The 13,750-nt window shown below is 63.7% G+C and carries 14 protein-coding genes; 12 read left to right on the top strand and 2 right to left on the bottom strand.

The features are described 5' to 3' along the window. The first annotated feature begins 435 nt into the window (after positions 1-435). From tolQ to AAC023_RS11100, 12 genes are all read left to right on the top strand, one after another. On the top strand, positions 436-1,104 hold the full coding sequence (gene tolQ, locus AAC023_RS11155; protein WP_339741228.1) for a protein TolQ: 669 nt from the start codon (positions 436-438) through the stop codon (positions 1,102-1,104). Between the two features lie 3 nt (positions 1,105-1,107). After that, positions 1,108-1,542, top strand: a complete 435-nt coding sequence (locus AAC023_RS11150; RefSeq protein ID WP_339741227.1) for an ExbD/TolR family protein — start codon at positions 1,108-1,110, stop codon at positions 1,540-1,542. Between the two features lie 142 nt (positions 1,543-1,684). Beyond that, entirely contained in the window at positions 1,685-2,386 is a 702-nt protein-coding gene (locus AAC023_RS11145) for a hypothetical protein (protein WP_339741226.1), read from the top strand. A 24-nt stretch (positions 2,387-2,410) separates the two neighbouring features. Beyond that, a complete protein-coding gene (gene tolB, locus AAC023_RS11140; RefSeq protein ID WP_339741225.1) occupies positions 2,411-3,772 on the top strand; it encodes a Tol-Pal system beta propeller repeat protein TolB in 1,362 nt (453 codons plus the stop codon). A gap of 129 nt (positions 3,773-3,901) precedes the next feature. Beyond that, complete coding sequence (gene pal, locus AAC023_RS11135; RefSeq protein ID WP_339741224.1) at positions 3,902-4,417, top strand: peptidoglycan-associated lipoprotein Pal; 516 nt, start codon at positions 3,902-3,904, stop codon at positions 4,415-4,417. A 133-nt stretch (positions 4,418-4,550) separates the two neighbouring features. Continuing rightward, on the top strand, positions 4,551-5,429 hold the full coding sequence (gene ybgF, locus AAC023_RS11130) for a tol-pal system protein YbgF (RefSeq protein WP_339741223.1): 879 nt from the start codon (positions 4,551-4,553) through the stop codon (positions 5,427-5,429). Then, positions 5,426-6,769 (top strand): tRNA lysidine(34) synthetase TilS, encoded by a 1,344-nt coding sequence (tilS, locus tag AAC023_RS11125; protein WP_339741222.1) that lies wholly within the window; start codon positions 5,426-5,428, stop codon positions 6,767-6,769. Before ybgF ends, tilS begins: the two co-directional genes overlap by 4 nt. Positions 6,770-6,868: 99 nt before the next feature. Continuing rightward, complete coding sequence (ftsH, locus tag AAC023_RS11120; RefSeq protein ID WP_339741221.1) at positions 6,869-8,767, top strand: ATP-dependent zinc metalloprotease FtsH; 1,899 nt, start codon at positions 6,869-6,871, stop codon at positions 8,765-8,767. A 132-nt stretch (positions 8,768-8,899) separates the two neighbouring features. Continuing rightward, positions 8,900-9,403, top strand: a complete 504-nt coding sequence (locus AAC023_RS11115; RefSeq protein ID WP_339741219.1) for a hypothetical protein — start codon at positions 8,900-8,902, stop codon at positions 9,401-9,403. A gap of 44 nt (positions 9,404-9,447) precedes the next feature. Next, the gene (gene folP / locus AAC023_RS11110) at positions 9,448-10,278 is read left to right on the top strand and encodes a dihydropteroate synthase (protein ID WP_339741218.1); all 831 of its coding nucleotides are present in this window, start codon (positions 9,448-9,450) and stop codon (positions 10,276-10,278) included. After that, positions 10,275-10,922, top strand: a complete 648-nt coding sequence (locus AAC023_RS11105; RefSeq protein WP_339741217.1) for a glutathione S-transferase family protein — start codon at positions 10,275-10,277, stop codon at positions 10,920-10,922. Before folP ends, AAC023_RS11105 begins: the two co-directional genes overlap by 4 nt. After that, a complete protein-coding gene (locus tag AAC023_RS11100) occupies positions 10,919-11,263 on the top strand; it encodes a multidrug efflux SMR transporter (RefSeq protein ID WP_339741216.1) in 345 nt (114 codons plus the stop codon). Before AAC023_RS11105 ends, AAC023_RS11100 begins: the two co-directional genes overlap by 4 nt. Here the strand turns inward: AAC023_RS11100 and AAC023_RS11095 are convergent. Together AAC023_RS11095 and AAC023_RS11090 are read right to left on the bottom strand one after the other, a co-directional pair. Then, positions 11,260-12,462: a Xaa-Pro peptidase family protein gene (locus AAC023_RS11095; protein WP_339741214.1), complete on the bottom strand. Its 1,203-nt coding sequence runs from the start codon at positions 12,460-12,462 to the stop codon at positions 11,260-11,262. The two genes, AAC023_RS11100 and AAC023_RS11095, sit on opposite strands and share 4 nt — an antisense overlap. A 148-nt stretch (positions 12,463-12,610) precedes the next feature. Beyond that, on the bottom strand, positions 12,611-13,750 hold a 1,140-nt coding region (locus AAC023_RS11090; RefSeq protein WP_339741213.1), incomplete at its 5' end, for a redoxin domain-containing protein.

Genomic DNA, 13,750 nt, shown 5'->3' with positions numbered 1-13,750 from the left:
ATCTACCGGCCGCAGCAGGGTGCGCGCCTGATGCTCGACCAGGTGTTGCGCCGCGATGGCGAAATTATCGCCACGGCCGCCGTCCAGGCCGTGTGCATGGACCCGTCAGGGCGCGCCAAACGGCCGCCCAAATCCATGGCGCAGGCCTGGCTGCCCTATGTGATGGCCGGAAACTGAAGCGCCCGGCTGCAGAATTAAATCAGTGTTTTTCAAGTTTGCGTCCCCGAAAGGCTTGAATTGGCGGCGTTCTGCGGTGAGGGTCTGCTGCGAAATTGACGGCAGGGACGCGTGATCATCTGAAATTTGCCGCAATCGCGAGCCATAGCGCTCCTGTTGCACCGGATGACCCAGCGTCGCTTGGCCTGCAATGTGAATAGTGACGCAAACGCCAATCGCCCGGCGTGCCGTGCCGGGACGCAAGTCGAGGGAATTCTCATGGATGCAACTGTTGTAGACGTGGCTCAGGCAGTCGAGGGCTTCAGCTTCCTCGCCCTGTTTTTGCGCGCCGACTGGGTCGTAAAGGGCGTGATGTGCATCCTGGCCTTCATGTCGGTCTGGTCCTGGGCGATCGCGATCGACAAATCGCTGCAATTGCGCAGCCTTCACGCCAAGGCGCGAAATTTCGAACGTGAATTCTGGTCCGGCCGCTCGCTTGATGCGCTCGCTGACCAGTTTGCAAAAAATGCCCGCGAGCCCTTCAGCCGCGTCTTCGCCGCCGGTCTGCGCGAATGGAAGGGTGCCCATCCGGGCAGCCGTGTGGCCAAGGCAGCCGGTGCCGAAGCGGGGCGTCAGCTGACCGATACCGAGAGCGGTCTCGGCGTGCTCGCGACCATCGCATCATCGGCGCCTTTCGTTGGTCTGTTCGGCACTGTCTGGGGCATCATGAATGCCTTCCGGGCCATTGCCGCATCGCAGGACACCAATCTTGCTGTCGTCGCACCGGGTATCGCCGAGGCCCTGTTTGCCACCGCGCTGGGCCTGCTGGCCGCCATTCCGGCTGTGATCTTCTTCAATACGCTCTCGGCCAATCTGGCCAAATACGGATCGCGCCTCGACGGCTATGTCGACGAATTGTCGGCGCTGGCTGACCGCGACGGGCATTGAGCGATGGCTGCTTCTCTCGATAGCGGGCGTTCCGGTCGCGGACGCGCCAAATGGAAGCCGAAGGCGGAAATCAACGTCACGCCCTTCGTCGATGTCATGCTGGTCCTGCTGATCGTCTTCATGATCACGGCGCCGCTGCTGACCGTCGGCGTGCCGGTCGATCTGCCGCGCACCGAGGCGCGCAATCTGCCCGCCGGCGAAGAACCGCTGACGATTTCCATCACGACTGATGGCGAGATCTATCTGCAGGAGACCGTGGTGACGCTCGCGGAGCTGGCACCGCGCCTGACCGCGATTGCCGGCACCGGCTATTCCAGCCGGATCTTCATTCGGGCTGACGATGGCGCTGCCTATGGCGATGTCGCCCGGGTGATGGCGCGGGTCAATGCGGCCGGCTTCACCAATCTGGGTCTCGTCACGGACCCGATAGAGCGATAACGGCTGGCGCGTGCGTGGTTTCATCCTCTCTCTCTTTGTGCACGCCGGCATTATCGCCGCAGGCATGATCTATTTGCCGCGCGCCGCACAGATGTTTGACGCTGCGCCTATCATTCCAATTGACATCATAACCCTGGGCGAGATGACCAGTGTGCGCGCCCGAGCGCCCGAACCGGTGCCCGAGCCGGAAGAGGCGGTCGAGGAAGCCAGTCTCGAAGACGAAATCGCGGCGCCACCTCCGGCCGCCGAGCCAGAGCCCGAGCCTGAACAGGCGCCGGAATTGATTGATGCCGAGCCGCAGAGCGTGCCCGAGCCGGCAACCCCGGAACCCGAGCCTGAACCGGAAGAGCCACCGGCACCGGTGCGCCAGCCGCCGCAACGCACAGTACAGCCACCGCCCTCGCGCCCGGCCGAACCCTCCCTGGCCGATCTGCTGGGCAATCTCGAGCGTCAGGTTGCCGACGCGCGCAGCGATGCGGGCGCGCCCGCCCAGGGCGCCGAGCGCAGCGCCGTTGGAAGCGGGGCCACCGATACTGCCGATCTGGCGACACTGATCCGTTCGCAGACCTATCGCTGCTGGCGCACCGTCGCCGACATGCCCAATCCGGAAAATCTCGGCGTCATTGTCGAGGTCCGCCTGAATCGCGATGGCAGCCTGTCCGGCCCGCCGCGGGTGAAGGATCTGGGCCGCATCCAGGCCTCGGGCAATTCATTCTGGTTGACGGCGGCCGAGCGGGCGCAGACAGCTGTGCTCGACTGCGCACCCTATAGCCTGCCCGCCGATCGTTATGCGCAGTGGCGCCTTATAGAAGTCAATTTTCACGTAGACCTTGCCGCGGGATAGTCCGCAGTCCTGGAGTTTGAGATCATGACCCGAGTTTTCCGAGCCATTTCCGTCCTCCTCGTGAGCCTGGTGTTCGCGACGGCAGCGACTGCCCAGGAACCTTTGCGCGTCGATGTCACGCAAGGCAATCTCGACCCATTGCCGGTGGCGTTGCCTGATTTCATCGGGGCCAGTGACGAGGCCGCAACGCGCGGAAGCGATATCACCCGGGTGATCACCAATGATCTGGCGAGTTCGGGCTTGTTCGCGCCGGTCGATCCGGCGGCCTATATCGAGGCGATCGAGAATATCGATCTGCGCCCACGCTTCTCCGACTGGCGCGTGATCAACGCCTCGGCGCTGCTGGCGGGCCGTGTCACCATCCAGGAAGATGGGAGGCTTCTGGTCGCCTTCCGTCTCTGGGACACCCGGCTGGAAGACCAGCTGCTCGGCCTGCAATTCGTCACCGCGCCGGAGAATTGGCGCCGCGTTGCCCACAAGGTTGCCGATGCCGTCTATCAGCGCCTGACCGGTGAGGCTGGCTATTTCGATACCCGGATCGTCTATGTCTCCGAGGGCCGTGGCACTGAAGAAGAGCCGGTCCGGCAATTGGCAATGATGGATCAGGATGGCGCCAATCCATCCTTCCTGACCGATCGCTCCTATATGGCTCTGCTGCCGAATTACTCGCCGACGACCCAGGAGATCACCTATGTCTCCTTTATCGAAGGTCAGGCGACGACCTATCTCTACGACCTGCAGACCGGCCGTCAGGAGGCCCTGTTTGCCTCCAATGGCCGCGGTGCTGCCAGCCAGGTCAACCCAAACGGTCAAAGCCTGTCGGCGCGCTTTTCGCCCGACGGATCCCAGCTGGCTGTCTCGATCGAGACCCGCGGTGGCCATGATGTCCATCTGTTCGATCTGCGCACCCGCAATCTCGTGCGGCTCACCGACCATCCAGCCGATGACGTCGAGCCGTCTTTTTCGCCCGACGGTCAACAAATCGTGTTTTCCTCGGCGCGCGGTGGCGGATCGCAATTATATGTCATGAATGCCGATGGCACGGACGCGCACCGCGTCAGCTTCGGCTCCGGCCGTTACACGACCCCGGTCTGGTCGCCACGCGGTGACTTGATCGCCTTCACCAAGCAGAGCGGCAATCAGTTTTCGCTTGGCGTTGTGCGGGCCGACGGCTCGGGTATCGAACGAATTCTCTATGAGGGTTACTATGTCGATACGCCGGCCTGGTCGCCCAATGGCCGCGTCCTATTGTTCACGCGAGGCGAAAGCCGCGCCAATGGCACGCGTTATGAAATCTGGAGTATTGATCTGGCAGGATTCAACCTGCGGCGGCTGGCTACGGGTGGAATGGCATCCGATCCGGCGTGGTCGCCCTTGATCGAATAGAGATTTTCTGCGTAACGTTTCGACCGCAACATGGCGCCGGCGGGATTTCATCCTGATCGCGACGTGGGGTGTGTGCAGGGGAGGTCACCAAGTGCCATCATGGGCTTGGTCGGATGAGGGTGTACCGTTATGAAAATGAAACTGTTTGCCATTGCAGCGCTCGGTGCATTTGCCACCGCTTGTGCCTCGACGCCGCCGGTGCAGGAAGCTGCTCCAGTGACGCAACCGCCGGCTCTGCCGCCGGTCCAGCATTACCAGCCGACCGGCCCGATCGCCGGCTCGGTCGAGGACTTTGTTCAGAATGCCGGCGACCGGGTCTTCTACGGTTATGACCGTCACGATCTGACGCCTGAGGCTCGGGAAACCCTGCGCCGCCAGGCTGCCTGGCTGGCCAGCTATCGCAGCGCCCGCATCCTTGTTGCCGGGAATTGCGATGAGCGCGGCACACGCGAATACAATCTGGCGCTCGGAGCACGCCGGGCCAATGCTGCCCGCGACTATCTGATCAGCCAAGGTGTGGACCCATCCCGCATTTCCACCGTGTCTTATGGCAAGGAACGTCCTGCCTGCCGCGAATCCGGCGAGGCCTGCTGGGCCATCAACCGGAATGCGACGACCGCGATCACGGGTGGTTACACCAACTGATCATGGGGTGATGCCCGGAATAAAGGAGCGCCCGTGACCGCGATGTCACGGGCGTTTTTCTTTGATAGACGACTTCCCTTCGAATACGGGAAAATGCCGTAATTCTGCCGTCCTCTTGCATTAGGTACGCACCATGATCCGATTTGTTTGTCTTTCCGTTCTTGCCCTCGCGATGTTCGCGACAGCACCGGCCCCCGCCCAGTCCCGCCGTGAAATGACCGAGCGTATCGACGCCACGGAAGTGCGCATCGGCCGGCTTGAGGAGCGCTTCATGGCTGGCGATCCGGTTGTCGACACGCTGATGCAGCGCCTCGATGCGCTCGACTATCAGGTGCGTGAAATGACCGGCGAGATCGAGCGGCTCAGCTTTGAGAACCGTCAGCTGCGCGAGCAGGTCGAACAGGCGCAGCGCCAGCCGCGCGTCGTGATGCCAACCGATCCCGCGGCCACAATGCCGCCCGAGAACGATGCCGCCGCCTGGATGCAGGACGGGCTTGATCAGCCCGGCAATGCCGATGCCGCGACCGGCCTGGCCATCGTCAATCCCGATGATCCCTTTGCGCGCCAGCGCGCTGCCGCAACCGGCGTTCTTGGCGGCACGCCGGGCGAAGCCGCCATGCCGGTTTCTGATCCGGTCACGCTATATGAGGATGCCCGTGGACGTCTGCTCGACGGCGATTTCGACGGCGCCCAATCCGGGTTCGAGCGCTTTGTCACAGAGCATGGCGACGACCCGCGCGCCGGTGAAGCCTGGTATTGGCTCGGCGAGACCTTCTTTGTCCGCGGCAATCACGCTGAATCCGCGGATGCCTATATCGCCTCGCTGCGGGCCCAGCCCGATGGCGAGCGTTCGCCCGACGCCCTGGTGCGACTGGCGGCTTCCCTGCACGGGCTTGGTCAGACCCGTGAAGCTTGCGATACCCTGGCCCGCTTCGGCCGCCAATTTCCCAATGCCTCGGCCGCATCCCGCGACCGGGCAAGCCGGGAATCGGTTCGTGCCGGCTGCCGGTGACGGTCGGCGCAGATTTTCCCGCGCGCCTGCACGCTTGGCTTGATCGCCATCATCCCGGCTCAGAACCGATCGCGCTCGCCTATTCCGGCGGTGGCGACTCTCATGCCCTGCTTTGCATCGCCGCCGAATGGGCGCGGGCGCGTGGCAGTGAGTTGCATGCCCTGACCGTTGACCATGATTTGCGGCCCGATAGCGGCGCAGAGGCCCGCCGGGCCGTCGACGCTGCCCGGCGCCTCGGTGCCCGCGCCGAGTTGTTGTGCTGGCGTGGCGACAAGCCGGAACACGGCCTCCAGGCCGCGGCGCGCCAGGCGCGCCATGCCCTGTTGGCTGAAACGTGCCGGGCGCGCCATATCACGCAATTGCTATTGGCCCATACGCGGGATGATCAGGCGGAGACAGTCTGGATGCGCTTGCAGGCGGGGGCCGGCTGGCGTGGCCTGGCAGCCATGGCCGAACGGGTGGCCTCACCGGTCTGGCCGCAGGGCCGCGGTGTCGAAATCCTCCGGCCATTGCTCGATTTGCGGCGCACGGATTTGCGTGATTATCTGACGGCCACCGGCGAACGCTGGATCGACGATCCATCCAATCAGGACCGCCGCTATGCACGAATTCGTGCCCGGCAGCGGCTCGGCACCTTGGAAATGGCTGGTCTCAAGACAGAACGGCTCGCTGTTCTCGCCCGGGACCTCGGCGCGATTGATCGCAATGAGCGCCTTATCGCTGCCGCCATCGCCCGTGAAGCCGTGCGCTTTCACCCCTGGGGTGGGGCGCAACTGGATGTCGGGCGCCTGAGCAGGACCGCACCGGTGATCCGCCGGCGCCTCATCGAGACCCTCGCATTGGCTATCTCCGGGCGCGCTGCCCCGGCTCGACGCTCGGGGCTGGATGGTCTGGTCGAGCAGGTCCTGCACCAAGGCCCCGGCAGCGCCGCGGGTGTGCAGACAATGCGATGGCGCGGTGGAAGCTGGATGTTCCGCGATCCGGGCGCCGTGCTTGGGCGAGTTGATCATCCGGGGAGCAAGTCGCTGGATGTGCAGCCAGGGACTGCTCAGGTCTGGGACGGTCGTTACGAGATTGAAACTTCCCTCGTGAATATCATCGCCGAACCCTTGGGTAAGGGGTATAGGAGAGATGGAGCGCGCTGCGATCTGGAAACCATCCCGGGCCCGGCGCGAACCGGTCTGCTGGCGCTGCGCTGCGATGGTGAGGTTTTGGCAATTGCCGGTGTGCGGCACGATTCTGGCGTGAGGATTGCGCCCTTGATGGAGCAAAGGTTTCACAGCCGCTTGCTGTGTGAACCTGCCTTCCAGCCGGGGTTGGAACATCCCGCTCCGGCCTGACAGGGCTTGCGGGCTGCACCTGTGACTCGCACTTCTCGCCTTGAATGCCCATATCTGGTCCACGATGACCGCTAGATTGAACGGATGATCCGCATGCAAATGAGAAATATCCTGATTTGGGCCGTGGTGTTCGTGCTGCTTCTCGCACTCGTGCAGCTTGTCAGCCGTTCCGGCGAAACCGTCGCACCGACCAGCCAGGTGACCTATTCGGAATTTCTTGGCCGGGTCGAACGCAATGAAATCTCCTCGGCGACCATTCAGGGCGACACAATTCGCGCCCAGAGCGGCACCGGCCAGGTGATTGAGGCCATGCTGCCGCCGCAGGACAACCAGACGGTTGGCATTTTGCGCGAAGCCGGCGTCAATATTGATGTCGAGCCTGTCGACACTGATGGCAATTTCTTCGTCAATATCCTGATCAATTACTTCCCCTTCCTGCTGCTGATCGGGGTGTGGATATTCTTCATGCGCCAGATGCAGGGCGGCGGACGCGGCGGCGCGATGGGCTTCGGCAAATCGAAGGCCCGCCTGCTGACCGAAACCCATGGCCGCAAGACGTTTGACGATGTCGCCGGTGTCGATGAAGCCAAGGAAGAGCTGCAGGAAGTCGTCGAATTCCTCAAGGATCCGAGCAAATTCCAGCGCCTCGGCGGCAAGATCCCCAAGGGCGTTCTGCTCGTTGGCCCTCCGGGTACCGGCAAGACCTTGCTGGCCCGCGCCGTCGCCGGCGAGGCCAATGTGCCCTTCTTCACGATTTCCGGTTCTGACTTCGTTGAAATGTTCGTCGGTGTCGGCGCCAGCCGCGTCCGCGACATGTTCGAACAGGCCAAGAAGAATGCGCCCTGCATCATCTTCATCGACGAAATCGATGCCGTCGGCCGCTCGCGCGGTGCCGGTATCGGTGGTGGCAATGATGAGCGCGAACAGACTCTGAACCAGCTTCTCGTCGAGATGGACGGGTTCGAGGCCAATGAAGGCGTGATCCTGATCGCCGCGACCAATCGTCCCGACGTGCTCGATCCGGCGCTGATGCGTCCGGGCCGGTTCGACCGCGAAGTCGTGGTCGGCAATCCCGACATTATCGGCCGCGAGAAAATCCTCAAGGTCCATATGCGCGACGTGCCGCTGGCGAGTGATGTTGACCCGCGCGTGATCGCGCGTGGCACGCCCGGCTTCTCCGGCGCTGATCTCGCCAATCTGGTCAATGAGGCCGCCTTGCTGGCTGCGCGCCGCAACAAGCGTGTCGTCTCGATGACCGAATTCGAGGATGCCAAGGACAAGGTCATGATGGGCCCCGAGCGGCGCTCGATGGTGATGACCGATGCCGAGAAGAAGCTCACCGCCTATCACGAGGCCGGTCACGCCCTTGTCGGTCTCAACATGCCGCAGCATGACCCCCTCCATAAGGTCACGATCATCCCGCGCGGCCGTGCCCTGGGCGTCACCTTCAACCTGCCGGAATCCGACCGGTTGAGCTATACGCGCCAGTATTGTGTCTCCCGTCTCGCTTCGATGTTTGGCGGGCGCGAAGCGGAAATCATCGCCTTCGGTCCGGAAAACGTCACCAATGGTGCCACCAGCGATATCCAGCAGGCGACCCAGATGGCCCGGGCCATGGTGATGGAATGGGGCATGTCCGAAAAACTCGGCCGCGTGCGCTATCAGAACCAGTCCTATGAGGCCCCGAATATCTCGCCCGACACGGCCGAATTGATCGACAAGGAAGTTCGCTCCCTGATCGAGGAGGCCGAGACGACGGCGCGCCGTATCCTGACCGAGCACCGCAAGGAGCTCGATCTGCTGGCCGAAGGTCTGCTCGAATTCGAGGTGCTGACAGGTCAGGAAGTGAAGGACCTGCTCGACGGCAAGCGCCCGACGCGGCCCGACGAGCCGGCCGCTCCGTCATCACCACCGCCAACCAGCGCTGTGCCGACAACCGATGATGGCCCGGCCAAGGATGGTGGTCCAGCTACCGACCCTGAGCCGCAAGGCGCCTGATCGCGGCTTGAACACCAACTGATGACCAACCCCCGGTGCCAGGCGCCGGGGGTTCTTCTTTCCGCTTGTCCATGGCGGCAAATCACGGAAGGGTTGTTTTTCGGGCCGATAAGCGGCCAGCGGGAGAGCCTTGTGATTCGTCTTTCTGTCGTCATCCTTCCGCTTGTCGCGCTGGCCCTGTCAGCCTGCACACCCTCGAATGCTCCAGCGCACCCGCCATCGGCGCCCGAGCAAGTCCAGCGCCTCGCTGTGATGCTTGATGCGACCGCCAGCGTCGACTTTCCAAACGAGCAGACCTTCACCCGGGCCACGGCCAATCCGCAGATTGCCCCGGGCGAGGTCTATCGCCTGCGCATGGACGATCTATCGGCGACGACCTTCGATCTGGGCCTGGTGGGAAGCGGGGCCAAGCTCGATCTCGTAGCTGCCGTGATGGCGAGCGCGCAGCAGGGCGGCGATATTCTGTTTGAGGTGACGCTGACGACCCAGGGTGATGGCGACAGCGAGCCGCAGATTGTTGCGACGCCGCGTCTGCTGGTGCGCGAGGGCGAAACCGCGACGGTTCACATCGGGCAGGACGCCGGTGAATTCCAGGCCGGATTCACGCTCGACCTGCAGGCATCGCCAATCCCCTAGCGCCGCAGCTTGCCAATTCGATACGGTCAGACTAGCAGGGATGCATGCGCAATCCCCGATCCCGCCGCCAATCCGGCATCCCCTTCATCATGGGCGTTCTCAACGTCACGCCGGACAGTTTTTCCGATGGCGGTGATTTCATCGACCAGCAGGCGGCCGTCGCGCGGGGGCTGGAAATGCTCCGAAATGGCGCCGATGTCATCGATATCGGCGGCGAGTCGACCCGGCCCGGCGCGGCACCGGTCGATGCCGCCGAGGAGATGCGCCGCGTTATCCCCGTGATCAAGGCGCTGCGCGAGCAGACGGCGGCGCGGCTTTCGATCGATACCTGCAAGCCAGAAGTGGCCCGCGCGGCGATCGGGGCCGGAGCGGATATCTGGAATGACGTGATGGCGCTGCGCGCGGAGGGCGCGATCGAGACGGCGGCTGAACTCGGCGTCCCGGTGATCCTGATGCATATGGCGGGGACTCCGACGACCATGCAGCAGACACCGCGCTACAGCGATGTCGTCAGTGAAGTGTGTGATTTCCTCACCGAGCGCGCCGATATCGCCATGGCAGGCGGGGTCGATGCCGGCAGTATCTGGCTTGATCCCGGTATCGGGTTTGGCAAGTCGCTCGATCATAATCTGGCGCTGATGCATGATCTCGATCAGGTGATAGCGCTCGGTTATCCGGTATTGTTCGGTGCATCGCGCAAGCGCTTCATTGCAGCCATTGATGACGGCGCGGCCGAGACCGAACGTCTCGGCGGCTCGCTCGCCGCGGCCCTGCGCGCCGCCCAGGCCGGCGCGTCCATGGTGCGCGTCCACGATATCCGCATGACGTTGCAGGCCCTCAAGGTCCAGGCCGCCATTCGTGAGGGCAGGGCATGAGCTATACGCTCTATGGCCAGCAGGGTTTCGGCTCGACCTGTGTCGAGGCGGCACTCGAGCTTCACGGCATCTCCTATGATTTCGAGGAGGCCGACCCGCTGGCCGGGGCCGAAGGGCTGGCGCGGGTCAAATCGGTCAATCCGGCGGGCCAGGTGCCGGCGCTGATCCTGCCCAATGACGACGTGATGACCGAAAGCGCGGCGATCCTGATCTGGCTCGGCGATCTCGACGGCCTGTATCGCTGGGCACCGCGTCCCGATGCACCCGAGCGCGCCGAATATCTGCGCTGGATGATCTTCATGTCATCGAGCTTCTATTCGACCCTCGCCATCACCGACGGACCGGCACGTTTCCACCCGGACCCGGCGACCCATAAAACCCTGCTTCACCAGGCCGTTGAGCGCCGCAAACAGATGTGGCGTATCATCGATACGGCCTTCAAGGGCGCGACGCGGCCCTATCTGCTCGGTGAGACGATGAGCCTGCTCGATGTCTATGTCGCGATGATGAGCCATTGGTCGCCGCGCGGGGGCTGGTTCCTCGAGCATTGCCCCAATCTGGCCGGCGCCGTGCGGGCAACCGAGAAACACCCGGTCGTCCGCGACGTCTGGCGCCGCAATTTTGATCTTGAGGTGCAGGCATGATGGCTTTTCTGACAGGGCCCTGGTCACTGCTGGTCATGGGCGGGATTTTCGAGATGGCCTGGGCGCTCGGCTTCAAATATGTCGCCCGCAACGCGCCGCTCTGGCAGCACGCCGCCGTGCTGGCCGCGCTGGCCGCCTCCATGGTGCTGCTGTTTGCCGCGATGAAGCATTTGCCCGCTGGCACCGCCTATGCGGTGTGGACCGGGATTGGCACGCTCGGAGTCGCGACGATCGGGATTCTGGTGTTCAAGGAGCCGGTGACGATCACCCGCATCCTCTTTCTCACCCTGATCATGGTCGGAATTCTCGGCCTGCGGCTCAGCGGCGACAGCTCACACTAGCCGAACGGGTCCTCGATTGATTTCGACGGCTCGGTGAACCAGCGCGGGCCGTCGGCGGTCATGTAGAAATGATCCTCCAGCCGGATGCCGAACTCGCCGGGCACGCAGATCATCGGTTCGTTGGAAAAACACATACCGGCCTCGAGCGGTGTCTCATCGCCGCCGACCAGATAGGGCGCTTCGTGGATGTCGAGGCCGATCCCGTGTCCGGTGCGGTGCGGGATGCCCGGCAATTGATAGCCCGGCCCGAAGCCGCGCCGCTCCGCCTCGACCCGCGCTGCTGCATCGACGCTGGCGCAGGTCCGGCCCGGTTGCGCCGCCGCGAAAGCGGCCAGCTGGCAGGCCTTCTCCGCATCCCAGACCTCGCGCTGGCGCGCCGTCGGCTCGCCGAATACGTATGAGCGGGTGATGTCGGACTGATAGCCATGCATGGCGCAGCCGGTATCGATCAGCACCATATCGCCGGCCGCCAGCGCCTTGGGGCGGGCAACGCCGTGCGGGAAGGCGGTATCGGGGCCGAACAACACGATGCAGAAGGTCGAGCCGCCCGGCGCACCGATCGCCTTGTGGGCGGCATGGATGAATTCGGTGACTTCGCTGGTTGTGATCCCCTCACGCAGGATGGCGGCGGCGGCCTTGTGAACCTCGATCGTGGCCGTCTTGGTCGCCTGCATCAGCGCCAGCTCGGCGGCGGATTTGCGCATGCGGCCCTGCAGGACGACAGCGCCGGCATCGCGGACACCGGTGCCCAGCGCATCGCTCAGCCCGGTGACGGCGAAACAGGGCGCTGCCGGATCGACCCCCAGCTGCGCCCCAGAGGGCAGCAGGCTCGCGACCAGCGCATAGGGGCTCTCATGCTCCTCCCAGCCGCGCAAGGGCGCCTCAACGCCCATATAGAGCTTGAGCGTGCCTTCCTCGAAGGCGGGGCCGACATAGGTCAAGGCGCCATCGGCGGTGACCATTGCGCCAACCAGGCGCTCCGAGGCCCGCCAGCTCATGCCGGTATAATAGGTGAGGTTCGTGCCGGCATTGAGCCAGACCGCGTCGAGGCCGGCATTGGTCATGCGCTGCGCCAGATCCGACAGTCGCGTCCTGTGCTCGCCATGGCCGATCGGCTGGCAGCCGGTCAGCATGGGTTTGAGCCGGGCCAGCTCAGCTTGGGCGGTCGAGCCGCCGACGCCGCGGGTAGAATTCGACATGGTCAGCCACTCCTCGATTGCGGGCTATTAGGGACCCAGGAAGGGCCTGACGTCCATGGCGGCGATCAGGCGCCTTCACCGAACATGTAAAGCCGGAATTGCGCCGAGCCGGCACAGGGCGCCAGAATCCCGGTCGCAGGCCTGGAGCTCAGCGCCCCGGCTGTTGCAGCGATGCGTCATTGAACAGATGGCTGATCAGATTATAGCGCACGCCCTTCGTTGTTTCCTCGATCTCGTGCAACAGACCCGAGGCGAAGACGAAGGCGGTACCGACCGCGCCGCGATAACCCAGGCCGGAATATTCGCGAAAGACGAGCCCGCCGCCCTCATAATCATCATTGAGGCTGATCGAGAGAGCGAAGCGACGATATTGTGAGCTGGGATGGGTATTGTCGCGGTGACCGATATGAATGCCCTCGCGTGCCCCCTTATAGCGGGCGATGTGGAGCAATTCCCTGCGGGTCACCTGGAAGGCAAATGCTTTTTGAACCTGGGGCATGACGCGCTCGGCCAGGCGTTGGTCGAGGCGTGCGAGCAGGGCCGGGTCCTTGAGCACATGATCAATTCTGTCCTGCCGATTATAGTCGGAGACCATGAATTTATGTTCCGCCGTCTCTTCCGGGGCTGGCCGGTCAACCCGGAATCCGTCACTGGCCTCGAACCGCTCGATCAGCGTCCGGCAATCTTCCGGGTCGAGGGCGTTGGGGATGACGAGGATCGGCGCATGTCCGGGAATCCAGCCTTCGCGCGCCTTGCCGGCCGCCTCGACGCCCAGCTCCCTGACGGTTTCCAGCGATGATTCAATTCCGGCTTCGCTTCGATCCATGATGCGTCTGACCTGTCCATTGGCTGTAATGATGACAATACGTGCGCTGCCCGGCTCCTGCAGATCCCGTCCGTGACACAGGCCATATTGGGCCTGAATTGCCCCGGTGGGATCGCCGCAGACGGGGGCCAGCAAGCCGCAGCTGCGTTTGATCTGGCGCGCCTGCGCGGCATTGGTGTCGCTGGAGACGAACATCAGATGGGCGCCGGCCGCCTCGATGGCCGACTCTGCGGCCTGCCACTGGCCGAGCCAGGCCTGCGTCGCTGGGTGATCCAGCGCGCCGACGAAACCCAATATCATCGGCCGTCCGGCAAAACAGTCGGCGCGCATTCGTATGGCCCGGCCGGTTTCATCGAGCGTCTCGAAATCGGGGGCGAAATCTCCCGGAACGCGCTCGCTGACATAGGGCTGCAACAACGCGCTGGACCGTTGCATGATTGTGGGTTCGTCCATCTTCATCCG

This window comes from uncultured Maricaulis sp., from assembly GCF_963976135.1.
Classification (GTDB): Bacteria; Pseudomonadota; Alphaproteobacteria; order Caulobacterales; family Maricaulaceae; genus Maricaulis.
Note: the sequence above shows the minus strand (reverse complement) of the source record. Positions and strands in the feature narration are given on the sequence as shown.